At 59.1% G+C, this 23,750-nt stretch carries 17 protein-coding genes, 3 pseudogenes and 1 riboswitch; of the genes and pseudogenes, 8 read left to right on the top strand and 12 right to left on the bottom strand.

All coding sequences use genetic code 11. The annotated features are described in order from the left end of the window. Positions 1–18: 18 nt before the first annotated feature. The 3 genes from NW846_RS07555 to NW846_RS07545 are packed head-to-tail and all read right to left on the bottom strand — an operon-like array spanning position 19 to position 3,251. The gene (locus NW846_RS07555; RefSeq protein ID WP_011429404.1) at positions 19–471 is read right to left on the bottom strand and encodes a hypothetical protein; all 453 of its coding nucleotides are present in this window, start codon (positions 469–471) and stop codon (positions 19–21) included. A 57-nt stretch (positions 472–528) separates the two neighbouring features. Beyond that, positions 529–1,815 carry a hypothetical protein gene (locus NW846_RS07550; protein ID WP_414346852.1) on the bottom strand — a complete coding sequence of 429 codons (1,287 nt, stop codon included), beginning with the start codon at positions 1,813–1,815 and terminating at the stop codon, positions 529–531. Beyond that, positions 1,812–3,251: an NAD(P)/FAD-dependent oxidoreductase gene (locus NW846_RS07545; protein WP_414346851.1), complete on the bottom strand. Its 1,440-nt coding sequence runs from the start codon at positions 3,249–3,251 to the stop codon at positions 1,812–1,814. Before NW846_RS07545 ends, NW846_RS07550 begins: the two co-directional genes overlap by 4 nt. Positions 3,252–3,381: 130 nt before the next feature. On the opposite strand from NW846_RS07545, the gene gshA reads away from it, so the two are divergent. Next, the gene (gene gshA / locus NW846_RS07540; protein ID WP_041438083.1) at positions 3,382–4,518 is read left to right on the top strand and encodes a glutamate--cysteine ligase; all 1,137 of its coding nucleotides are present in this window, start codon (positions 3,382–3,384) and stop codon (positions 4,516–4,518) included. 225 nt (positions 4,519–4,743) lie between these two features. Here gshA and NW846_RS07535 read toward each other — a convergent pair. After that, positions 4,744–4,875: pseudogene (locus tag NW846_RS07535) on the bottom strand (IS200/IS605 family transposase); the annotation flags it as partial. A 280-nt stretch (positions 4,876–5,155) separates the two neighbouring features. Here NW846_RS07535 and NW846_RS07530 point away from each other — a divergent pair. Further along, positions 5,156–5,776: an RNA-guided endonuclease TnpB family protein gene (locus NW846_RS07530; protein WP_414515686.1), complete on the top strand. Its 621-nt coding sequence runs from the start codon at positions 5,156–5,158 to the stop codon at positions 5,774–5,776. 72 nt (positions 5,777–5,848) lie between these two features. On the opposite strand, the gene NW846_RS07525 is transcribed toward NW846_RS07530, so the two are convergent. From NW846_RS07525 to NW846_RS07505, 5 genes are all read right to left on the bottom strand, one after another. Continuing rightward, on the bottom strand, positions 5,849–7,489 hold the full coding sequence (locus NW846_RS07525) for a cation:proton antiporter (protein ID WP_414348350.1): 1,641 nt from the start codon (positions 7,487–7,489) through the stop codon (positions 5,849–5,851). A 119-nt stretch (positions 7,490–7,608) separates the two neighbouring features. Continuing rightward, positions 7,609–7,709: riboswitch (Fluoride riboswitch) on the bottom strand. 45 nt (positions 7,710–7,754) lie between these two features. After that, the gene (locus NW846_RS07520; protein WP_228375414.1) at positions 7,755–8,423 is read right to left on the bottom strand and encodes a DUF1997 domain-containing protein; all 669 of its coding nucleotides are present in this window, start codon (positions 8,421–8,423) and stop codon (positions 7,755–7,757) included. Beyond that, positions 8,383–9,078, bottom strand: coding sequence for a bifunctional phosphoribosyl-AMP cyclohydrolase/phosphoribosyl-ATP diphosphatase HisIE (gene hisIE, locus NW846_RS07515; protein WP_414348347.1), 696 nt, complete (start codon positions 9,076–9,078; stop codon positions 8,383–8,385). The genes NW846_RS07520 and hisIE overlap by 41 nt, the downstream gene beginning before the upstream one ends. 260 nt (positions 9,079–9,338) lie before the next feature. Further along, entirely contained in the window at positions 9,339–11,702 is a 2,364-nt protein-coding gene (locus NW846_RS07510; protein ID WP_414515667.1) for a polysaccharide deacetylase family protein, read from the bottom strand. A gap of 188 nt (positions 11,703–11,890) precedes the next feature. After that, the gene (locus NW846_RS07505; protein ID WP_099812449.1) at positions 11,891–12,382 is read right to left on the bottom strand and encodes a phycobilisome linker polypeptide; all 492 of its coding nucleotides are present in this window, start codon (positions 12,380–12,382) and stop codon (positions 11,891–11,893) included. A 189-nt stretch (positions 12,383–12,571) separates the two neighbouring features. Here NW846_RS07505 and NW846_RS07500 point away from each other — a divergent pair, with 189 nt between their 5' ends. The 5 genes and pseudogenes from NW846_RS07500 to cobN all read left to right on the top strand — a co-directional run bounded on the left by NW846_RS07500 (position 12,572) and on the right by cobN (position 17,076). Continuing rightward, complete coding sequence (locus NW846_RS07500) at positions 12,572–13,105, top strand: DUF4079 domain-containing protein (RefSeq protein ID WP_011429413.1); 534 nt, start codon at positions 12,572–12,574, stop codon at positions 13,103–13,105. Between the two features lie 363 nt (positions 13,106–13,468). Continuing rightward, on the top strand, positions 13,469–13,942 hold the full coding sequence (locus NW846_RS07495; RefSeq protein WP_414346979.1) for a DEAD/DEAH box helicase: 474 nt from the start codon (positions 13,469–13,471) through the stop codon (positions 13,940–13,942). Further along, positions 13,933–14,224, top strand: a pseudogene (locus NW846_RS07490) (IS630 family transposase); the annotation flags it as partial. The gene NW846_RS07495 and the pseudogene NW846_RS07490, both read left to right, overlap by 10 nt. Before the next feature lie 12 nt (positions 14,225–14,236). Beyond that, complete coding sequence (locus NW846_RS07485) at positions 14,237–14,482, top strand: SBBP repeat-containing protein (protein WP_071813496.1); 246 nt, start codon at positions 14,237–14,239, stop codon at positions 14,480–14,482. A gap of 389 nt (positions 14,483–14,871) precedes the next feature. After that, positions 14,872–17,076, top strand: coding sequence for a cobaltochelatase subunit CobN (gene cobN / locus NW846_RS07480; RefSeq protein ID WP_099812448.1), 2,205 nt, complete (start codon positions 14,872–14,874; stop codon positions 17,074–17,076). Between the two features lie 91 nt (positions 17,077–17,167). Here the strand turns inward: cobN and NW846_RS07475 are convergent, their stop codons facing one another. From NW846_RS07475 to NW846_RS07465, 3 genes and pseudogenes are all read right to left on the bottom strand, one after another. After that, entirely contained in the window at positions 17,168–17,482 is a 315-nt protein-coding gene (locus NW846_RS07475; protein WP_011429415.1) for an RNA recognition motif domain-containing protein, read from the bottom strand. 254 nt (positions 17,483–17,736) lie between these two features. Further along, positions 17,737–20,476, bottom strand: a pseudogene (locus NW846_RS07470) (valine--tRNA ligase). 812 nt (positions 20,477–21,288) lie between these two features. After that, positions 21,289–22,101: a phosphatidate cytidylyltransferase gene (locus NW846_RS07465; protein WP_414409498.1), complete on the bottom strand. Its 813-nt coding sequence runs from the start codon at positions 22,099–22,101 to the stop codon at positions 21,289–21,291. Positions 22,102–22,427: 326 nt separating this feature from the next. On the opposite strand from NW846_RS07465, the gene pdhA reads away from it, so the two are divergent. Next, positions 22,428–23,429 carry a pyruvate dehydrogenase (acetyl-transferring) E1 component subunit alpha gene (gene pdhA / locus NW846_RS07460; RefSeq protein WP_414329458.1) on the top strand — a complete coding sequence of 334 codons (1,002 nt, stop codon included), beginning with the start codon at positions 22,428–22,430 and terminating at the stop codon, positions 23,427–23,429. Positions 23,430–23,750 lie beyond the last annotated feature (321 nt).

The following is a 23,750-nucleotide window of genomic DNA, read 5'->3' as shown; positions in this document are numbered from 1 at the left end:
GCAACGATCCCAAGCATCTCAAGGCCGCCGCAGCAGCAGGATCGCCGTCACCATCAACAGCGTCAGCAACAGGCAAAGAATCAGGAACCAACTGAGCAACTGGGCTTGGCTGGGGAAGAGCAACACGCCCAGAAACCCCACCGCCAAAGCAACCCCCAGGCTGAGGGTGAGGCCCAAGAGCGCAGATCCCTGGAAAGTGCTTTGCCGGTGCAACACCCACTGATGGCCGTTCCAGAACCAGATTTTACGGTAGGGGTAGGAGACGGCCAGTTGCTCAATGTGCAAACGGTCGGGGGTGATGGCGAAAATATGCTGGCAACGGCTGCAGCCAAAAGCCTCAGTCAGGGTAATCAGGCGCAACTGACCTTGGTGGCAACAGGGGCAGGGGTAAATTTTGGTGGGCTCGATGGGCTGAGCCACTCGCAGGGACGATTTCTGCCGAGGCCACTTGTGGGGAGAGGAAAACGCCACAGCTCTCAGTCGGTGAGAAGTCGGGATCCCTCACATCCTATCCTCAAGAAAGCAGGGTCAAGCCACCCAGAGATGGTGGACGTAGCGCCAGGTCAAGATCTGGTTGAGGACGAGGAAGATCAGGCCCAGAAGCCCATAGCCCAGCTTGAGAACTCTGCTTAGGTGGGGGCGCGCCCACAGGGGAAGGAAGCCGAAATCTGTGTGCTTGGCCCAGTGCAGGAGGGCCAGCACTTGCACGAGGTGAACCGGTAGGCAGTAGCGAATCATGCTTCGCTGGCCTAGGGGACTCATGCCGGCTACAGCGATGTAGAACATAGCCCAGGCAGCTAGGTGAAACCCCAGCCGCTCCTGCCAGCGCCGGCTCTTACCGGCCACGACACTCAAACCATCCAGCAAGCCTGTAACAACTAGGGATCCCAGCGTAACAGACACAAACAGTTGGCTGAGAGCATCAGACCACAGGCCAGGATCCTGCAGCGGTGCAGAAGGAGAGAGCAAGACCTGCCATCGCTCAGGGGAAAGAACATAGGTATGAGCCTGGAAAAGGGCTTGGTAATTGGCCTGGACGCCGGTAAAGTAGCGCTGCATCTCCATGTAGAGATCCCAGCGACCGAAGCGGAGCTGACAGTAGAGGAAAAAACTCAGCCCCCCCAACAAGGCCAAAACAACGGCGCCTGCCGTCCAAAACCAACGGCGGGATCCCTCCCCCAGGCGCAGCAGAGGAAGCAACGCCACCGGCAGGCCCACAATGCGAGTGGCACTCATCGCCAAGCCGTGGGCCCCAGCCAAAAGTGCCGCCCGGAGAGAGTTCAAGTCCATTGACCAGTAGAAAAAACCTAGCAGGCTGGCTACGAACAGAGACTCGCTGTAACCTACTACCAAGTAGAAGCTACTAGGATAAACCAAGATTATTAGACTTGCCAAAACCTGCCAAAGAGTGGGGATCTGCCAGCGGCGGTAAAGCAGGAAAAGGTAAATCCACATCAGCCAGCAAAAGAGCTGGGCAGTAAGATAAAGCCCCAGCTCCGGCTCAACTCCTAACAGGCGGCTCATGATGGCCACCGCCAGAGGATAGCCCGGAAAGAAAGCCACATTGCTCTGCTCGTAGGCGATCTTGTCAAAGCCCACAAACTGATAGCCCCGCCGCACAATGCTCAGGTACCAGTAGCTATCGCGCTGGGTTAAACTCTTGAAGATGGAAGCATAGTCATCCTCCTGGCTCCAAAAGGAGATCAAGAAAATCTGCAGCAGCGTCAAAGCCACAGCGGGAAGCAAAACTTGGACGGCAAAAGAGACCAGATGCTGCCGGCTGTGCTGCAAGAGGTGGCTAGGAGGGAAGCTCATTGTCGCACCTTTGCGGGTGGGGATGGCACTTTAATCTCCTCTTGGTAATCGTCATCGGAGTTCACCTGCCAGAGATCGTGGCTGCCGGGTTGGAGAATGTTCTCAGCAGCCAGCAGGCCCATCAGCAGGCTGTGATCCTGGTTGTTGTACTTAAACGAGCCATAGCGGCCCACCAGTTGCAAGTTTTCAAACTGGCCGAGGTACCTTCGCAAAATGGCCAAGTCTTCTTTGTAGCTGCCGGCGTAGATGGGATAGGTGCGGGGCAGGCGCACCACAAAGCCACCGCAGATCTTCTGATCCTGGAGCAGGCCAATTTGGCGCAGCTCCCTCTCAGCCAAAGCCAGCAATTCCTCCTCAGGGGCTTGCCACAAGGGATCCTCAAAGTTGCACCAATACTCACAGCACAAGGGGGTTTGTTCTCGGTTGGGGAGCATAGCCGGCGACCAATTGGCAAAATTGGTTACCCGACCAACTTGTACTGTTGGTTCATTGATATACAGCCAGTTATCGGGGAAAAGCTGGGATCCCTCCACAATCAGATAAACCAAAACGGTGTTGCGAAACTTGAGGTTGCGGGCTGCCTGCAGTACCTCTGGAGGAGGCAACTCCTGTAGGCTCTGCACCAAAACTGTCAGAGGGATCGAGGAGATGACGTGGGAGGGGGAGACCCATGTTTCACTTCCATCCTGAAGATTGCGCAATTGCAGCTTGACAATCCGGGATCCCTCATGCCTAAGGGCAATGACCTCTGTATTTAGCCAAACTTTTTGACCTTCGGCCAGCAAAAACTCCTGCATTTTTTCGTAGAGCTGGCCGGATCCCAGCCGAGGAAACTGAAACTGATCGATTAGAGATTTCACCAAACCTCGATTCCACCCCAATGCTTTTCGTATGGCCTCTCCAAGACTGAGACCTTTGATGCGCTGGGCAGCCCAATCAGCACTGATCTCGGTGCAAGGGATCCCCCAAAGCTTTTCTGTATAGCCTTCAAAGAAAATCTGAAAGAGTCGAGCGCCAAATTTTCCCTTGACCCAGTCGGCAAAGTTCTGGGGAGCTGGGTGCGGGATAAGTTGGGCCCAGAGGTAGGAAAGAACAATGAGCAGGCTTTCCCACCAGCCAACTTTGCGCAGGACTTCCCAGGCTTGAATGGGGTACTGAAAATAGTGCTTGCGGTAGTAGATGCGGGTAAGCCGCCGGACAGTCACTTGTTCGGATCCCAAAACCTGGTTCCACAGCTCCAGCACCGCTGGGATCTTGGTAAAAAAGCGGTGCGGGCCATAGTCGAGAATGAACCCCCGGTAGCAAATGCTTTTGGCCAAGCCCCCAACCCTGTCTTCCCGTTCCACTACCACCACAGGGAAGCCCAGTTGGGTCAAGCGGTAGGCAGCCGCCATGCCCGCCGGCCCTGCTCCCAGAATGTAGATGGGATCCCGCACGCCGCCCCTTCCCCACGATCGTCTTCAAGCGTTGCCGACATTGTACGGTAGTGCGAGAAACCCTTTCCTACACAACCCTGGGAAAATGGGTAGAGGTTAGACTGAGGAGGCTGCGGCTGGAGGCTGGCCTGTGCTGTTGACCAAGGGCTTTGAGGTAGAGATGTACACCGGCACCGCCGCCGGAGAAGTGGTGGGGTTGTCGGATCGCATCTGCCAGGCTTTGCCGGGGTTTGTGCGAGAACCAGATCGGCGCAACGTCGAGTACATCACTCCGCCCCTTCGCCGCTACGAGGATCTGCTCTGTGCCCTGCTGCGGCCTCGGCTGCAACTGCGGCAATTTTTGCGCCGCCTTGGCCCCTACACCCTGTTGCCGGGGAGCACGCTGGCTTTGGGCGGCAGCGACCACTTTGAGCGCTCGGATCCGGACAACCCCTACCACGACTACATCGAGCGCACCTACGGCACGCGGGTGGTAACTGCCAGCATCCACATCAATGTTGGCCTGCCGGATAGCGAGGCCATTTTTCTTGCCTGCCGTTTGCTGCGGGCGGAAGCTCCCCTGTACTTGGCCCTGAGCGCTTCTTCTCCGTTTCTGGACGGCCAGGTGACAGGCTACCATTCCAGCCGTTGGCAGGTGTTTCCCAAAACGCCGGCCCAGGTGCCCTTCTTCCGGGATCACGCCCATTACATCGCCTGGATGCGGGAGCAACTGGCCCTGGGCACGATGCAGAATGTGCGCCACCTCTGGGCCTCTGTGCGGCCCAACGGCCCAGAGCGGCCCTACCATCTCAACCGGGTGGAGCTGCGCATCTGCGACCTGGTGGCAGATCCGGTGATGACCCTGGCCATCACTGCCTTGGTAGAGGCCCGTCTCTGGCAGTTGCTGGCCCAGCCAGAAGCGCTGGATCCCTTGCGGGGGCCTTTGACACCGACGGAGCTGGAGAGCCTTTGCGAGGCCAACGAGCAGGCCGCTGCTCGCGAGTCCTTGCGAGCCCGTCTGGTCGATTGGCGCACGGGCCGAGAACGGGTGGCCCAGGAGTGGATTGAAGAGCTGCTGACCGAAGCGTGGCGCCTCGGCCAACCCCAGGGCCTGGGCTGCTTTTTGGCTCCCCTGCAAACTCTGCTCCAACAGGGCAACGAGGCCCAGCGCTGGCTGAAGCAGGTCGACCAGGGATCCACACCCGCCCAGGTGTACCAACGGGCCATTCAGGAGCTGGCCGAACAAGACCGAGAAAGACAAGAGACCCTCTGCCAGCTTGTTGGCTAAGCCTTTGCCCAACGGTGGGCGCTTCTCAGTCCGGTGCCTGCCCCCCACCAGATCCCCAGTTCAAACCTGACTTAGATTCGCCTAGACAGGCTCCACCACTTCCCCTAGGGCTTGCCGAGCCACACAAAAGGATAGCTTGGTAGCCCCGCACTTGAGTGCGGGGCGGAAAAGCCCGCTAGCCACTTTAGTCGCTTACCCATGATGGGGGTCGTTGATATAGTTTCATAGCTCAAACAACCTCTTCCTGACTTCTCCTACCAAGACCTCTTTCCTTCTCTTTAGCCAAAAAATAAGATAAACAACCGCTAGCCCCACACCATGGTTGTAGTGATTGTACCGTTGACTTTCCTCTCGCACTATCGCTTGCCCATGTCAGACTGCGGTTGTCATGCCGCTTGCCAACAATGATGGAGTACGGCTGTCAGCAGGTTCGAGTCAGGAACAGAGAGCTAGTCCCCCTATTAGTGTGTCAACAGTCTAATAAGCAACTGTGCTTTGTACTATGCGAGACAAGTCTATTTCAAAACGAAGCGATGGGCAAGCTATGGTGAGCTTTGCGCTGAGATGGTGAGAACCCAAAGCAAGCACTTCATCGCAATGTATGTTTCCGCCGCGCAACAGACCTGCAAGTCTGTAGCTGAAGTGGGTCTATGCCAAGCCTGCTCGACCTCAATCGCTGGATCCGAGAAAAGCTTTAGCAATTGACCACGGAGTAAACAACTGGCTTACGTGCGTTAGCAACTTAGGGCATAGCTTCATCATTGACGGACGCAAAGTCAAATCCTTTAACCAGTGGTACAACAAGGAGGTGGCTAGGCTTAAGACTGACAAGCCGCAGGGGTTTTGGTCGCAGAAACTTGAGCGAATTACGGAAAAAAGAAGCCGGAGGATGCGAGATGCAATTCACAAAGCTGCGCGCAAGGTCATTGACTTCTGTTTGCACCACTCGATTGGGAGAATCATCTTTGGTTGGAACAAAGAACAAAAGCAAGAATGCGGTTTAGGGAAGGTCAATAACCAAAACTTTGTTTTAATTCCAACAGGTTGGTTAAAGGAGCGTATTGCGGAATTATGTCAGCACTATGGCATTGAGTTTATCGAGGCGGAGGAGGCGTACAGTTCGCAGGCGAGCTTCCTAGATGGAGATGAGCTACCTAATTATGGTGAAAAACCCGACGGGTGGAGACCCTCTAGGCTGAGGCGAATGCTGCCACCAACCTACTTAAGAAAGTCAGCAGAACCTTGGGGCTTTGCGTGAAGGAACTGTCTAGAGGCGCTTTGACAACGCCGTTACGGGTTCTTTTGTGGACTGCGTAAGAATCCCCCGCCTTTAGGCGGTGGGAGTGTCAATTCTGGCTTTCCCGAACTCCTCTTCTTCCACCAAAATCACCGGGATGGGGCTGGTCTCCAACACCGCTTGCGAAGTGGATCCCAGCAATACTTGCTCCCAGCCGCGCTGGCCCCGCTTGCCCATGACTATATCAGTAACCTGACGCTCCTGGGCTAGGCCCACGATGGTCTCTGCCAAAGGCCCGGAGGCCAGGCAAAATTCGTGGCGAATGTCGGCCAAGAGGCGCTGGGCCAGCTGCCGCAACTGTTCTACTCTCTTCCCCTGCGGCTCGTCGGTAACATGGAGCACAATCACTTCCCCGTCCAGCCGCCGCGCCAGATCCGCTGCCTTGCGCAGCACTGACTCGGCCAAGGGAGAAGTATCGACGGCTGCCAAGAAGCTCACCTTGCCCTGGCTGCCCACCTTGGTGGGATCCACCTCCCCTTTTTCCAGCAGGCGAGGGGCAAAGACCTGGGTCAGCCAAGCCCCTAGGGGTGCTGTGGCCAGAATCGACAAGGCCGCTATGGCCAGGATGGTCTCTCCGCCAGGGATCCCTTGGGCCAAGGGGATGCCGCCGATGGCCGCCTGCACCGTGGCCTTGGCCATGTTGCCCGGCAGCAAAAAGAGCCGCTCCCGCCAGTTCCAGTTGCTCCCTACCGTGGAAAGCCACCAGCCCAGGCCCCGGCCCAACAGCAGGCTCAGGGTCAAAAGCAGCAAGCCGGGCAAGAGCAGGGATCCCAGTACCTGCAGATCCAAAGAGGCCCCCAGCAGGACAAACAGCACGATCTCCGCCACCGTCCAGAGGGCGTCGAACCCAAGCCGCAGCCGCCGCGCCAGCGGCCCATCCAGTTGGACGAGAAAAAACCCCAGGGCCATCACCGCCGGGTAGCCGGAAAAATAGGGCCACACCTGCGACGCCAACACCAGGCCCAGCGCCAGGCAGGCTGCCAGCAACACCTCTTGCGTGCTGTTGCGCGTCCAGTTCTGCTGCACCAGGAGCGCCACCAAAAGCCGCGCCCCCAGGTAGCCGATGGCCACCCCCAGCAGGATCTCCATCCCCACCTGGAACGGCAGCCACTGCAGCGGCGACAGCTCCAGGCCGAACAGGCGAAGGCCCTCTGGAGATCCCTGCCCCAAAAAGCTCAGCAACAGGCTAAAGCCCAACAGCAGCAGCACGTCGGAAAGGGCGCTGCCGGTCAAAATGGCGTCCGGGATCCCTTTGGCCACCCCCCAGCCCAAGCTCTTGAGGCGCAACATCCCCGGCACGATCACCGCCGGCGACTCCGCCCCGATTACACAGCCCAAAAGCAGCCCCGTCGCCCAGTCCAACCCCAGGATCCAGCGGCTCAAGAGCGCCACCGCCAGCGCCTCACAGGCTGCCGGCAAAAACCCCAGCCGCAGCGCCACGGATCCCTGCTGGGCCAGCTTTTCCCGATCCAGCCCCAGCCCGGCCTTCATCAGGATAATCGTGACGGCCACCAAGCGCAGATCCCCGGCTGCCGCCAACAGCTCTGGGGACAAGACCTCTTGCAACAGGATCCCGACCAGGATCATCCCCACTAGCGGCGGCATTCCCAGCCGGCCCAGGATCTGGCCGACAAAAAAGCCCATCCCCAAGATCCACAGCCAACTGCCCAGCATCAACAAAACCTCTCTCCTCGCCGTCCGCGTGTTGAAGGGCAGCCCAGGGAGAAAAAGCCGTTCGCGTTTCTGCGGGGTGAGAACTCAACATCAAAGACTCCCACCCCCTGGATCTGCCCAGAAGAGTAGGAGTCATCAGCCCCAGCTCTAAGTCTTAGAGAAACTTTATCCCTAGGATCTGCCTGAGGCGGTTGCGGCGAACCCCATCGCCCGTTGCCGGGAAGGACCAAGCAGCCTGCCCGCAACACATGTGCCCCTTACCATATCACGCCCCATCTTCCACCGCAACCAAGCGATAGGGGTGATGGGAACGGCCAATGGAGCCATAGAAATCGCTGCAGACATTGTGGGTAAAGCGATCGCTGAGGCCGCGGGTAACCTGCTGCACCACCTGGCTGCCCACTTTCTGAACCAACTTGCGCGGCAGAACCTGCAAAAACTTGGGCAAATGCAGCCGGATATTCAGCTGGAGATCCCAGTGGACGCGGGTGGTGGCCAGGGATCCCGGTAGTTCTTCCAGCCGGAAGCTGGCCCGACAATCCACCCAGTAGGGCAGGGCGGCATCCCCCGGCAGCTCAATGGAAGTCAGCCGAAACAGGTAATCTTCCTCTGGCCAGATCTTCACCCCAAAGCTGGGCTCCAGCTCAAACCCCAGCCCGCCCATGCGGAAAAACTGCAGCCTATAGATTTCGGCAGAGAGGGGCTCCACCTGGAGTGGCCGGAAGCAGCGCTGGATCCACTGGCCATGGCCGCGCAGGTAACGGGCCAAAGTCTCCCGGTCGGTTTCCAGATCCACCTGGCCCCGTCGCGCAGCCTGTAAATCTAGGTAGGTCTTGGCGGGGGGTTGCTCCATCTCCTCCAAAGGCAGCTCCCCCTCCTCGGACAGAGCACCTTCACTGAGGGGAACGGCGGGCTTGGAGCTGGCGATAGACATCCCGAATATCCACCTGATGATGAGCAAGAGCCACGAGGCAGTGGTACCAGAGATCCGCCACCTCGCGGGCCAGGGCCGCCTTGTCTCCCTCTTTTGCCGCCATCACCACTTCAGCCGTCTCCTCGCCGAGTTTTTTCAGGATGGCGTTGTCTCCCTTGGCCAGCAGGCTGCTGGTGTAGGAATCGGGCCGGGGATCCGCCTGGCGGGCCTTGACCACGGCAAACACCTGCGACAGGGTATCGGCTGCCGGAATGGGATCCCCTTCCTTCTCGGGGAGAGTGCGGAAGAAGCAGCTTCGCGCCCCTGTGTGGCAGGCCGCCTCTCCCACCTGCTCCACCAAGATAACCAGCGCGTCGCTGTCGCAGTCGTAGCGGATTTGCTTGACCCACTGCACGTGGCCAGAAGTTTCCCCCTTGGGCCACAGCGCCTGGCGGGAGCGGCTCCAGAACCAGGTGCGGCCCGTTTCCAGAGTCTTCTGCAGCGACTCGCGGTTCATCCAGGCCATCATCAGCACCGTCCCGTCCAGGTAGTCCTGCACGATGGCCGGGATCAAACCCTGTTCGTTGTAGCTGAGGTTGTCTAGATGGGCGATCTCCGCCGGCAGAAGAGTGCGGGGCAGATTTGCTGAAGCAAGAGAGGCCGAAGCAACAACCATCAAAGGCGGCAGAAAATCAGAAAGGTTAAAGATTCCTGAAAGCAGGATAGCAGAACTCGCCCCAGAAAGGATATCTCTCACTCCCCCCAGATCCCAACCCCGCTCGGCCACTTTCACGCGCAACAGTCGCGACCAGCCTGGCTTCTGCCGGGAGAAACTTCACCCTGCAAACCAGGGGGGCCTAGCCTGGCTTTGGCCTCAGCTTGAGGTTAAATCGCTGCGCTCACCAACTCTTTGCAGCTATGGCTGTGGGGAGTATGTCAATCCAGAGCCGCTCTCGGCAGCAGCTTCCGGGTCGGCTTGCGCTCCAGAGGCCAAGTTGGCCGCTCCAGACGGGTATCCACCAACACAGAGGCTGGGGCGAGATTAACCCGCTCCAGTAAGCGTTGCAGCAGTTGAGCATCGATGGCATCCACCCTAAGGACTCCGTCCCACGGACGCGATCGGGACAGGGTTGCCGTTCCCGCCACCAGGGGAGTGGGGGTTGTTTGCGGGGATCCCGTCTCACCGCCCCCAGCTAAGGACTCCGTCCCGCTGACGCGATCGGTCAACAGCAACTCTGCCACTGCCTGGGCCACCTCATTGCCATACACCCCATCGGGGCCAGAGGGGAGCAGATCCAGCCGTCCCTGCTGAGCGGCCAGGCGGCTTAAGCCCAGTTGCACCGCCACCACGGCCGGGCCCCGCTCCCCCCGCTTGAGGGTGCGCTGGCCGGCCAGGATGCTCTCCAGCTGCGCCTTGGCCACTTCCTGGTCGCCGCTGGGGAGCAACTGCACCAGCCCCTCCAGCCGGCTGCCGGGAGAGTTGGCGCTTGCCTGCTGCTGGGGATCCTCCCTCCACAAACGGGTTAGGTCGTAGAGCAAAATGGCATGGGGCACCGGGCGGCTGGGCTGGTTGGGGCCGGCATGGCCAGTGGCCAGAATTTCTCCTCGGTAAACCAACGAAGTGCTAAAGCCAGAGTCGAGCAGCACCGCCTCGCGGATCCCGATTTTGGGCAATAGGCTAGCCAGGATGGCGGCGTTGACGTGGGTTTTGGTAACTCCGATTACCACCTGATCCTGGTCGTCCACCCCAAAAAAGGCGCGGGGTCGGAACTCGGCGGCGCTAGAGAGGCGAAACGAGTCAATCTCCGCTGGCGAAAGGGCCCGGCCATCCTTGACCAGCCACAAGCCCGCCACAAACAGGTCCGTGACATCCGGCATGAGCTGGCGAAGGTTGTCGAGCTGAGTCATCGTGTCGGGATCAAAGGGCACAAAGCGGAGGCGATCCCTGCCCAGCAGCACCAGGGGGCGACCGCGCAGCACCTTGTCATCTTCGGGGCGACCGGGGATGAAGGTCTTGTGGTTGGCGGCCATCACCGGTCCCACCATGACGTTGCTGGCGGAGTTGATCCAGGGAATGGAGAAGAAGCTGCCATTGATGCCGGCATCGGCCTGGTAGCGCTGGGCCAACGTCCTGACTTCGTAGCGCCGTTCTGCGTGCACTGTGGCTGCCCGTCCGCCGCGGATGGTGAGGATCCTCACCCCGTCAATGACCTCATCGGTCGGGGCCAGAGGCTGCGTCACATCCAGCCAGTAGTCGAGGCTGCGGCTGAGGGTGAAGGTGCGGGCGCCGATGATGGCCTCGGTGATGCGAAACTGGTTAAAGCGCCGTACCTCCAGCAAGTTGGGCGACTGTCCCGTAAAGCCGGGATCCATCGTAAAGGCCATCCAGTAACCCGCCTCGGCCAGGTATTGCTTTACCCGCTCGTCCCGATTGCCTTCCGGATAGGCGAAGTAGTGGATGGGGTGGCCCAGCTCCTCTTCCAGCTTGGTCTTGCAGTCAAACACCTCTCGCCGCAGGCGGGCATCGTCTAGCACCCGTAGGTCAGGGGGATGGTTGACGGTGTGGGCAGCAAAGTCGATCAACCCGCTGGCATCCATCTCCCGCATCTGATCCCAGGTGAAGTGATCTTTGCTGGTGGGCACGCCGACAAAGCCGGTCTGCACAAAGTAGGTGGCGGGGTAGTTGTACTCCTTCAAAAGCGGGTAGGCGTTTTCGTAAAGCCCAAGGTAGGCGTCGTCAAAGGTGAGCAAAATGGCCTTTTCCGGCAAGGGATCCCCATCTCGCAGGTGTTTGTAAAGCTGGTCGATGTGGATGGGAATCAGCCCCGCCTGCTTGATGGCTTCAAAGTGCTGTCGCAGCTCCGCCGCCGTGGTGTCAAACCAAACCTCTTTGCGGCCGGCCACCACATCGTGATACATGATGGCGGGCACGTAGGAGAGGCTGGCCAAGGGATCCAACGCAAAGGGATCCCGCTGCAGTTGCGGCTGTTGGGGGAGGGGCGGGCGCTGTCGGGCTGCCTTGGCCTCGGCCCGAGGCGCTGGCAACTCGGCTGGGGGTGGCAGCAGCCCCGACAGGCGGCTCACCCAACCAGGATGGGCAGTGGCCCAGGCCACCAGGGCTCCCGTCCCAAATCCCAGCACTGTGGTCAACAAAGCCAAGAAGCGGAGCAGCCGGAAGCGCAACTGGGTTGGCGGTCGCTGCGCAGAGCTAGAAAGACTTCGGCCCAGGAAGGGGGATCCCCTTTTTGCCCTAGGAACTGGATGGCCGCCCCGGCGCGTCGGCGGCTGTCGAGACGTCATGTCCTCCTCCTCACCGGCAAAACCAACGTCAGCCTACCACCCCCATCTCTTGGTTGGGGATAGGGAAGCCCTTGCCCGTGGTTCCCTCCAAAACGCCCAGGGATCCCTTTCCTCGCCCAGGTAGCACCCCAGCCCATAGAAGTGGCAGCAGAGCCAAAGCCCACCGCCCCAGATGCCTTCCAGGCAAGTTAGTCGAGGTTGCTCAACAAATTGGACTCCGTAATGCTGACGATCTTGCCCCCCCTTTGGGTAATCCGCTTTACTTCTTGAGAAAGGCGGCTGAAGGGCACTTTGTACTCGACAACGCTTTTGCGCACGCCCCCTCCCACCAGACCGGCTACCTTGATGGTGAAGATCTTGTCGCTGTTGGGCAGGGACGAGGCTGCCGAAGGGGCAACCTGAGCAGGTTTGGTCGCCGGAGCCGCTTCCGCTTGCGGTGCAGCGGCACTCTCCCGCTCCAGAAGCAGCCGCCAACTGCGAGGATAGGCGGGAGCCAGACGATAAACCACCTTGTAAGAGCCGGTTACATGGTCATCTTCCGACTCCACCCTCACCACTGTTCCTGCTGGGATATCCAGTTTGGCGCCCTTGGACATGACTTTAATTCCAGGCCAATTGGTGGGCACATCCGTCAGCAGCTCAACTTCAAAGGACTGATCCCCCAACAACAACTTGGCCATGTGAATAACTCCGTTTTGCTCATCAGCAGGCGGCAGCCGAAGATCTGTGGCCGACCACGGCTTCACCGCTAGACATTTTACCGTTGCGGCTGCACCCCCTGAAGCTTCCCGCCGGCATCTGTCATCGAAAGTGGGTTTGTTGTAGATTTGTTAAGAAGTTGTAGTTGTCCCGAAGGTGGAGGGATCCCTATGCTGAGTGTGGCTCTGCCCGATCTGTCGGCAACTTCGGAGAGGTTGACGGCTGCCTTGCAGCCGGTGGCCCAGTTTTTTGCCGGCTTCAACCTGCCCCAGCCAATCGTGCAATGGGGACATCCTTTGATGATGGGCATTGTGGTAGTGGTCATGGGCAGCTTTGTCGGCCTGACCGGCTGGCGGGGGCGGGTCTTGCGCCTAGCAGCCGAGGGATCCCTGCCGGAATCGGCCCAAAAGCCGCTTTGGGATCACCGCAAGCTGGCCCCTTGGATGGCCACCTTCATTGCCCTAGGCTACACCGGCGGCCTTCTCTCCTTGGTCATGCAGGGCCAGCCCCTGCTGAGCAGCCCCCATTTTTGGACGGGATCCCTGGTGTTGCTGCTGTTGGCAGCCAACGGTGCCCTGTCCCTAAGTGGCTTTGGGGGCAACCGCGAGGCCCTGCGCACCACCCATGCCTACTTAGGCAGCCTCATCCTCTGCGTGCTCTTCGCCCATGCTTTGCTGGGACTGAAGCTGGGCCTATCTCTGTAGGCGATCCCGGCTTTCTTCCTTCCAGTGCCTGGGGTGGGGGCGTTGCTCAGCGAAGTAAGCAGAACCTTAGGGCTTTGCCCTAGAGAACTGTGTAGGGGCGTCTTGACAACGACTTGATGAGTCCGCTTGTGGACTGCGTAGGAATCCCCCTACTTTAGTCGGGGGAGTGTTTCGGGACAAAGAGACGGCCCCAGAAGTTGTAGCCGAGGGATTTTTCTGGAACTTCAAGGGAGATGAGGCTCTGTTCCCGCTGGTTTCCGAAGCCTAACGAATTCGTCTAGCCCACTTTTCAATCCCCTACTTCCAGTTCATACCTCCCTGGCGGAACCTCTGCCCTACCAGATTAGCGCCGTCTATGAAAAAATGCTGACGCGGCAGCCGCTGCGCTTTTTGCTGGCTGAAGATCCCGGCGCCGGCAAGAGAGTTATGGCGGGGCTCTTGATTCGCGGCAATCTGCACCGTTGTCTCATTGTCTGTCCTGGCAGCCTAGTGCTGCAGCGGATTGAAGCTGCGCGAACGGGAAATTTGTTTCAAGAGATCCCTTTGCTGATTGCCCGGCTGGATAAACTGAGCCGAGATGAGGCGCTGCAAGAAAAGCTGAAGGCAACAGATTGGGATTTGATTGCTGTCAATGAGGCTCACAAGCTCTCGGCCTCTTTTTTCGGCGGAGAAGTCAAGGAAACCAAGCGCTATAAGCTAGGTAAGTTGCTCTCCCAGCTAACGCGCCATTTCTTGCTAATGACAGCTACCCCCCACAATGGTAGGGAAGAGGATTTTCAGCTCTTCCTAGCCCTTCCGGGCGGGGATCGCTTTGAGGGAAGATTCTCAAGAAAGTGATGGCAATTATTGCGGAACAACCAGACTTCTACCTGTGGCAGTATCAAGAACTCTTGCGGGAGGGCTTAGCGATTGATGTGAGTACCGTCACGATACACAATCTCTTGAAAAAGCAAGGAATGACTCTAAAAAAAGACTTACCGCAGTGCGAGAGACCAAGAAGAAGAGGTGCAAAGAGAACGACTAGCTTATAGTCAAGAAGTCAGGGATATTCCAGCGGAGGATTTGATTGCCCTCGACCAGACAGGGGTGTGGGAGGGAATGAAACGGGGAGTAGCTCGGAAAAGAGGGCCTATGAGCAGGAGACAGGCACTGGCTAGAGCAGTTCTGGGCGGCTTAGCTTGTGTCGGCTTAGGTTTTGGGTGTGGTCGCGGCCCTTGGCTGCGCCAGTTGGGCACCCCTTCCTCTGACGAAGCCCGCGCCATCGCGATTGATGCCCAGGGAAATGTTTGGGTGGCAGGGGTAACCGAGGGAAACTTTTTTGGCCAAAGCTCGGCGGGGAGCAGCGATGTTTTCTTGCGCAAGTACACAAGAGGATAGCTTGGTAGCCCCGTACTTGAGTGCGGGGCGGAAAAGCCCTTGAGCAACTTTAGTTGCTTCTTTGTTATAGTTAGTACAGAGCTTCTCCAGGAAAACAACCTACTGCGGTGCAAAACCCGCGCGGCAATAACTAACCTGGAGGAACTTAAGTCCGAAGTAAGCAGAACTTTGAGGTTATGCCTCAAAGGACTGTCTAGGGGCGTCTTGACAGCGCCTTCGCGAGTCCATTTTGGGCTGCGTAAGAATCCCCTGGGTGGGAGTGTCAACCAGGGAACTTTCCCCGGCCAGACCAGCGCCGGCGGGCAGGCTGCTTTTGTGCTTAAGTACGGTCGCTAAGCTGAGGTGTACGCTGAGGAGAAGTTACTGGCGGAGCGCTTGGCGCTGGCTCTATGCATCGGATAGCCGCTTTGCCAGGGGGATGGGATCCTTCGCAAGGCGGGGTCGTTTTCCTGGAGCAGGATCCGGCCCCCATCGTTGTCCTGTCGGCAGCCGACACGGATCTGACGGCCTTGAGCGCGGCGATGCGGCTGCTGCCGGCTGATTTTCCAGCGGTGCGGGCGGCCAATTTGCTGCAGTTGCAACAGCCCCTGAGCATCGACGACTACGCCGAGAAAGTGTTGCGGCGGGCCCAGGTGGTGCTCCTTCGCCTTTTGGGGGGAAGGGCCTACTGGAGCTATGGCCTGGAGGTGGCCAAAGAGGTAGCGGCAGCAGCGGGATCCACCCTGATTGTGATCCCTGGGGATGACCGCCCCGACTGGGATTTGGTCAGCCACTCCACCGTGCCCCTAGCGGTGGCAGACCGGGTGTGGCAGTACTGGCTGGAAGGGGGGGCGGCCAATGTGGCGGCCTGCTTGAAACTCTTGGCCAGGGAGTTCCTGGGGCAGGAGTACGCCGTGCCGGAGCCGCAGGTGCTGCCCCGCCTGGGGATCTACCATCCCCCCCTGCCCAGGGATCCCCACGCCCCCAAGGTAGGGATCCTGCTCTACCGGGCCCATGTTTTGGCGGGGAATACGCAGCCCATAGATGCCCTGGCCGAAGCCCTGCAGGAGCGGGGGTTGCAGCCGCTGTGTCTTTATACCTACAGCCTGCAGGAGCCGGACTTGCCCCAGGCCATGCGGGAGCACTTCGGCGGCCAAATTGAACTTTTGTTGAACACCACCAGTTTTTCCCTCGCTCGGCTGGAGAGCGAGCAGCCCGATGTTCGCCTTTGGCAGGAGCTGGATGTGCCGGTTGTGCAGGTGGTCTTGAGCAGCGGGTCGCGGGAGCGCTGGGAGAACGCCACGCGAGGCTTGGGGGCGCGGGATCTGGCCATGAACGTGGTGCTGCCAGAGGTGGACGGGCGCATCCTCAGCCGGGCCATCTCGTTCAAGACGGTTCAACAGTGGGATCCCCGCCTGCAGACGGAGATCATGGCCTATGAGGCCGTGCCGGATCGGGTGGCGTTTGTGGCCGAGCTGGCGGCCAACTGGGTAAAGCTGCGGCGCACCCCTGCCGAGCAGCGCCGTCTGGCCTTGATTTTGGCCAACTACCCCAGCCGGGATGGGCGGCTGGCCAATGGGGTAGGGTTGGATACACCGGCAAGCTGCGTCGAGATCCTCAAAGCCCTGGCGCAAGCCGGCTACCGCGCCTGTCCACTGCCCCAGAGCGGAGATGAGCTCATCCGCTGGCTAACCCAGGGCCAAACCTATGATCCGCTGGGATCCCTACGCCCGGCGCGGCAGGTGCTGCCGGCTGCCCTCTATCGGGAGTGGTTTGCCCAGTTGCCTGCCGCTGTCCAAGGCGATCTGCTGCGGCAGTGGGGGGATCCGCCTGCCCACGACATCCCCATTGTCGGCCTGCAGTTGGAGCACGTTTTTGTCGGGATCCAGCCGCCGCGGGGCTACGACCGGGATCCCTCTTTGAACTACCACGCTCCGGATCTGGTGCCACCCCACGAGTACCTGGCCTTTTACCTGTGGCTGCGCCAGGTGTTCGGCGTCCACGCGGTGGTGCATGTGGGCAAGCACGGCAACCTGGAGTGGCTGCCCGGCAAGGGATCCGCCCTTTCCGCCACCTGCTACCCAGAAATTGCCCTAGGGCCTCTGCCCCACTTCTATCCTTTCATCGTCAACGACCCCGGCGAAGGATCCCAGGCCAAGCGGCGGGCCCAAGCGGTGATCCTCGACCACCTCACCCCGCCCCTGACCCGCGCCGAGCTCTACGGCCCCTTGGCAGAGTTGGAGCGGTTGATGGACGAGTACTACGAGGCCCAGCAGATGGATCCGGGCCGCTGCCCCCTGATTCGCGCCCAGATCCAAGAGCTGGTTCGCCGAGAGCAGCTGGACTGGCAGTTCAACCTGGAGAAAGAGGAAGACTGGGGCCGCCTCGATGGCTACCTCTGCGAGCTCAAAGAATCCCAGATCCGGGATGGGCTGCACATTTTTGGCCGCACCCCCACTGGCGAGCAACTGGTGGATCTCCTGTTGGCCCTGGCCCGCTACCCGGGCGCTGGCCAGTTGGGCCTCACCCAGGCCATTGCCCGCGACTGGGGCTGGGACTGGGATCCCCTAGCCGTTGACCTGACAGAGCCCTGGCCGGACAAACCGCCGGCTTAGTTGCAAGAAAACGCTCGTTGTCTCGATCCCCAACCCCCCTCTCCCTCTGGGAGAGGGGCCGGGGGTGAGGGGTTGACGTTTTAATAGCGAGTTAATAGCGAGATTGGAAGTTGCGCCGCCGCTCGCCGCCGTTACCAGAGCGGAAACCGGAGGTGGGGCGTTCTTCCCGCGGGCGAGCCTTGTTGACCTTGAGGTCGCGGCCCATCCATTCCGCGCCATCCAGAGCGGCAATGGCAGCCTGCTCTTCGGCCTCAGAGCTCATTTCCACAAACCCAAAGCCGCGGATGCGGCCCGTCTCGCGGTCGGTGGGGATCTGCACCCGCTTCACAGAACCGTACTCGGCAAACACAGCGGTCAATTCCGCTTCCGTCACCTTAAAGGAAAGGTTACCTACATAAATCGACATCGACGATCTCCGAAAGAGAGAGGAACAAGCGAGATATTCGGAGAGCCGTCTGCCAATACAAAACGTGAAAACCCGTCCAGACCGGAAGAACCGAACGCTACAACCGACATTTATCTCGAGCTAAGCCTTATCGTAACACAGAGATGGGGAATGGCCACTGCAATTTCGCAAAAATAGCCGGTGCCATTAAGCTCGAGGCTACGAAAGTCGGCTGCCCAGGGCAAGAGCCGCCAAGGAGAGCGCTCCCCACTGCTCTAGCCCAACTTTTCCATGCGGGCTTGCAAAAGCTGCATCTGGGCCTCCAGCTCCGCCAGTTGCTTGCGGCTAGCCTGCACCACGTCAGAGTTGGCGCGGCTCAAGAAGTTAGGGTTTTCCAGGCGAGTGCGGATCCCTTGGGCCTCTTTTTCCAGTTTGGCCAGGTCTTTTTGCAGTTTGGCCCGCAGCGCTTCCACATCCACCAGTCCTGCCAAGGGCATCAGCACCTGCACCGTGCCCACCACTGCAGCCGCCACCTGTTTGGGCTCCGTGGCCAGGGATCCCGTAATCTCCAAAGCCTCAGCCTTAGCTAGATCCCGGATGTAGGCTTGGGCAGCCCTGAGAATTTGCTGCTGGGTGGGATCGTCGGTAACCAGGAGGGCGGTGACGGCCTGCTGGGGCTTGAGGCCGGCTTCTGCCCGCAGGTTGCGCAGGCTGGTAATGGTTTGGATCACCAAGCCAAACTCCCGCTCCAGTTGAGGGTCGATCCAACTGGGATCTGGGGTGGGATAGGGCTGCACGGAGATAGAGGTGGTTTGGTTGGCCTGGGTGAGCAGCTGCCAGATCTCCTCGGTGATGTGGGGCATCCAGGGGTGCAGCAGCTTGAGAATGGTTTCCAAAACGGTGGCCAGCACCTGCTGCGCTGCGCGTTTGGAAGCCAGGTCTTCTCCCCGCAGCCGGGGCTTGACCAGCTCGATGTACCAGTCGCAAAAGTCATCCCAAATGAGAGAGTAGAGCAGGCGCGCCCCCTCGCCCAGGCCATAGGCTTCCAGCTCGGCGATAACTTGGGTGGCCGTGGAGTGCAGCCGCGACAGGATCCAGCGATCGGCCAGCTCCAGCGCTTCGGGGGCAGGGGATCCCAGTTGGGCAGGGGTTTGCCCCTCCAAGTTCATCAACACAAAGCGGGAGGCGTTCCAGATCTTATTGGCAAAGTTGCGGGCGGCCTCTACGCTGGCGCTCTCGCCGGTCTTGCGGTCATAGGCCAGGCGGATGTCTTGCCCTGCCCCCACCACCTCCTTGACCAGGGCATAGCGCAGGGCGTCGGTGCCGTATTTGTCCAGCAGCTCCAGGGGATCGATACCATTCCCCTTGGTCTTGGACATTTTGGCGCCGTGCTCATCCCGCACCAGGCCATTGATGTACACATCTTTGAAGGGGATCTGGCCGGTAAATTGGGATCCCATCATGGCCATGCGGGCCACCCAGAAGAAAATGATGTCAAAGCCCGTGGACATCAGGGAGTTGGGATAGTAGCGTTTGAAATCCTCGGTCTCTTCCGGCCAGCCCAGGGTTGAAAAGGGCCACAGGGCAGAGCTAAACCAGGTATCCAACACATCCGGATCCTGCTCTACCCTCTCAACTTCTGGGCCAAACTTTTCCCGTGCCTTGAGCAGCGCTTCCTCGCCGTTGCGGGCCACCACAAAAGCTTGGGGATCCTCGAGAAGCTGGCCATTGAGGACTGGATACCAAGCTGGGATCTGGTGCCCCACCACAGTTGTCGCGAGAAATGCACCAGGGGCGCAGCTTTTACAGCCAGCCCGTGTAGACTTTGGTCCAGCGCTCAGGGATAAAGCGGGGGCTATTTCGTTGGTATTCCTCTTCCAAACAGCGAGCCCCCATCCCCGAGACATCGCAAAACCACTGAATGGAAAGCAAAGGCTCGATGGGCACGCCGCCGCGGTCGCTGTGGGGAACGGTGTGGGTGTAGTCCTCCACCTTCTCCAGCAGGCCATGTTCGGCAAACCACTGCACCACCTTTTCTCGGGCCACAAAGCGATCTAGGCCGGTGAAAGGATCCCCGTTTTCGTTGAGGGTGCCGTCTTTATTGAGGATGTTGATGAAGGGCAATTGGTGCCGTTTGCCGATTTCAAAGTCGTTGGGGTCGTGGGCCGGGGTAATTTTCACACACCCGGAGCCAAAGGAGGGATCCACATACTCATCCGCAATGATGGGGATGAGGCGATTTTTAATCGGCAGGCGAATGAACTGGCCGATGAGATGGCAATAGCGCTCGTCTTGGGGGTTCACCGCCACCGCCGTATCCCCCAGCATGGTCTCGGGCCGAGTGGTGGCCACCACCAGATACTGGCTGGGATCCTCGGCCAAGGGATAGCGAAAATGCCACAGGTGGCCCTTGACCTCTTTGTCGTCTAGCTCAATGTCTGACACCGCCGACTGGGTGGCCGGGCACCAGTTCACCAGATATTCCCCCCGGTAAATCAGGCCCGCCTCGTACAGCCGCACAAATGCCTCGGTTACCGCCCGGCTCAACCCCTCGTCGAGGGTAAAGCGATCCCGCGTCCAGTCTAGGGATAGGCCCAGCCGCCGCAACTGGCTCTTGATGGCTCCCTGCGACTGCTCCTTCCAAGCCCAAGCTCGCTCCAGAAAAGCCTCGCGGCCCAGATCAAAGCGAGTTTTGCCTTCCTGACGAAGCTGATTTTCCAAAATGGTGTGCACGGCGATGCTGGCATGGTCTGTGCCGGGGAGCCAGAGCACGTTGTAGCCGCGCATGCGCTTGTAGCGCGTCACCACATCCGGCAGGGTAAAGGCAAAAGCATGGCCCATGTGCAGGTTGCCCGTCACATTGGGAGGGGGCAGCACCATGCTAAAAGCCTCTCCTGGTGCCTTGGGATCCGCCACGTAAAAGCCCTTCTCCTCCCAAAAGCGCTGCCACTTCGGCTCGGTCTCGAAGGGGTTGTACTGGCTGGGCAGGTTGGCGGAGGAAATTGCAGCAGTCATAGGGAGGATAGGCCAACGGCTGAGAAGGATGAATCACTTTGATGAATCACTTTTATAGAGTAGCAGTTCAACCCTTTGCCCTTCGGGGTAGAGTGGCCCATCGGTCTTGACCCTAATCACACGGCTAGAGAGGGATTTCGAGCTAGGGTACTACCATCCTCAGCTTTGGGTACGGCGTTATGTCCAGATCATTGACGGCAACGGTCCTGATGGCTCTGATGGCTCTATCCCCTGGGATCCCTGCCTTGGCGCAACAGGCCTGGAAGAGATCAGAGAGAGACATCCTACTTTGTCGTGGGGAGCCTTTTGAACCAGGCTCTCTGGCAGGTTATGAAGCTTGCTTCAGTGCTCGCCTTCATCCGGATGAACAATCCTGGCCGCCTCTACTACCCCTGATAGGGCTGTATTTTACCCCGCACTCTGACTACTCTTTTTGCTTTGTAGGTGCAGGAAAGCCCGGTAGCCTGGAGGCAATTCTCGTCGGTCGAAGTGGAGAGCTCATCTTTGGCCTAGATAGCCCCTCAACCCCTTCTGAACTAGAAGTAGAAACCCCCCAGATTATCCAGCGAAAAGCCCGCATTCTCGAGGTAGAGGTAGACAAACATCACACTTTCAGTATCAGCCAACTGGTGGTTTACGACGAAACCGAGTTGAACTTGGAGGGGTTCGTGCCTGTGACTGCGCCTCCAGGATACCTCATTTCGCCGGACGAGTTTTTAGAGGCTCCCCAGTGCCAAGCCATTTTGAATTGAGGACTCCTCCACTTGTAACTGGTGTGCGTTCTTGGGTTTTGGCAGGCTTACGAGATGGCTCTAGAGCCCAGAGTAAGCGTTGAGCCATTCCATGAAGTAAAACACCAGTGGCGCGGTGAACACATAGCTGTCTCCCCGATCCAAGATGCCACCGTGGCCCGGGATTAGATCCCCGGAATCTTTCACCCCTGCATCCCGTTTCATCAGAGATTCTGTGAGATCTCCCAGCAGGCTGGTTAACCCAATCAAAAACCCCAGAATGCCCCCACTCAACCAGCTCCACGGCCAGCCCAGGTAATAGGCTCCAACCACCGCAAGGGTCATGCTGGCGGCAATCCCGGCTACCGCCCCTTCCACCGTCTTTTTCGGGCTGAGGATGGAGAGCTTGGTGCGCCCAAAGGCCCGACCACACAGGTAGGCCCCTACATCTGCGGCGATCACGCAGCCAATGGCCAGCAGCGTAATCCATAGCCCTTCGCCAATGCCCTTGGATAAAGACAAAGCCCTGACCCGAATCCAAAAACTGGGCAGCAGAGCACAGTAAAACAGTCCCAAAATTGAGGTGGCAATATCGGCAATGGTGGCCACCTTGGGCTTAAAGAGCAAATAAAAACAGATGATGGATCCCGCCACGATAAAGGCAGGGCTGGTCCACTCCGGCCTCACCTGCTGCAAAATCACCAGCACCTGGCTGGAAAACATGGTGGTGCGCATGGCCGGCGCATTGCCTTTGGCTTGCACCAAGCGAAAAAACTCCAACTGGGCCAAAAAAATGATTAGCCCAATGGCTGCAGTAAAATACCAGCCCCCTAGCAGGGTGACCGCCAACGCAAACAACACCGCCGCAAAACCGCTAACCCAACGGGCTCCCATGGGCGCACCCCGTCACGTTGGCTGGCCAAATACCTCTTGCCCCCGGCTCCAGCAGATCGACGTCCAAGCCGAGAGCAGAAGAAACCCCCCCTCTGGTGTTCAAGATTCGCGTTTGCGGGACGGAGTCCTGATGCGGCTGCTGCAATGGAAACGCCTCTTGCCCTAGCCTTTCAGTTTAACTCCCTTGGCCTCGAAACAACCGCTTTCGGCCCTGCAGGATGGGATTTCCAGGTAAGGTGGCAGACAGACTGGAGCATGAGATAATGGGCAAACCGCAAAGCTCACTGCTGACCGCCTAAGATACCTCTGATTCGTTGCACCGCAGCATGGTTCAAGAACTCACTTCGCGCTCCACGACTGCTCGCATTTCTGCCGAAGAGGCTCGTCTTCTTTATGAAGACATGGTGCTGGGCCGCCTGTTTGAAGACAAGTGCGCCGAAATGTACTACAAGGGCAAGATGTTCGGCTTTGTGCATCTGTACAACGGCCAGGAGGCCGTCTCTACGGGGGTGATCAAGGCGCTCAAGCCCACCGACTACGTGTGCAGCACCTACCGCGATCATGTGCATGCCCTCAGCACCGGGATCCCGCCGCGGGCGGTCATGGCAGAGTTATTCGGCAAGGCCACCGGCTGCAGCAAGGGTCGGGGTGGTTCCATGCACCTCTTCTCGGCGGAGCACAATTTCTTGGGGGGCTATGCCTTTGTGGCCGAAGGGATCCCGGTGGCGACGGGGGCTGCTTTTTCTGCCAAATACCGGGGCACTGACCAGGTAACCGCCTGCTTCTTTGGGGATGGAGCCTGCAACAACGGCCAGTTTTACGAGTGCCTCAACATGGCCGCCCTCTGGAAGTTGCCCATCGTCTATGTGGTGGAAAATAACTTCTGGGCTATTGGCATGGCCCATGAACGCGCCACTTCCGACACCGATATTTACCGCAAAGGCCCGGCTTTTGGCATGCCCGGCTACCAGGTGGATGGGATGGATGTGCTAGCAGTGCGAGAGGCCGCCCAACAGGCCATCGCCCGCGCCCGTGCCGGAGAAGGCCCCACCTTGCTGGAGTGCATCACCTATCGTTTCCGGGGCCATTCTCTGGCCGACCCTGACGAGCTGCGCAGTCCTGAGGAAAAAGAGTTCTGGCGGCAGCGGGATCCCATCAAGCAACTGGAACGCTATGCCCTGGAGCACAACCTAATGACCGAGGCAGACTTCCAAGCCATCCACGCGGAGGTCAGCGCCGTGATTGAGGACGCGGTTCTTTTTGCTCTGGAAAGCCCAGAGCCAACCCTGGACGAGCTGCACCGTTTTGTCTTTGCCGAAGACGAGTAGATCCTGGCCACTTCCCCGGTAGCGGGGGAGTCGCTTGCCGGGGGATCCCCACAAGGTTCTCTGGCCAACTCGGGTGGCCCATCCACCTGGCGGAGTGCTGTCCTGCTGGATCCCTCGAGGCTCCTCGAGGATCGGCATCAGAGAAACTTTCTCGAGATCTGCGCGATGGCGCAGATTTTTTTGTAAATATCGCTTCCCATTTGTTTACACAGCTTCATATCATTGAGATATCGAGCATGAGTATTTATTCCCGGTCATGAGCAATTCTCTTGAGTTTCCCTGGCTGTCGGTGCTGGTGCTCTTGCCTCTGCTGGCAGCCTT

The sequence above is a fragment of the Synechococcus sp. W60.3 genome (genome assembly GCF_047502615.1).
Classification (GTDB): domain Bacteria; phylum Cyanobacteriota; class Cyanobacteriia; order Thermostichales; family Thermostichaceae; genus Thermostichus.
This window is presented reverse-complemented; position numbering and strand designations above follow the sequence as displayed.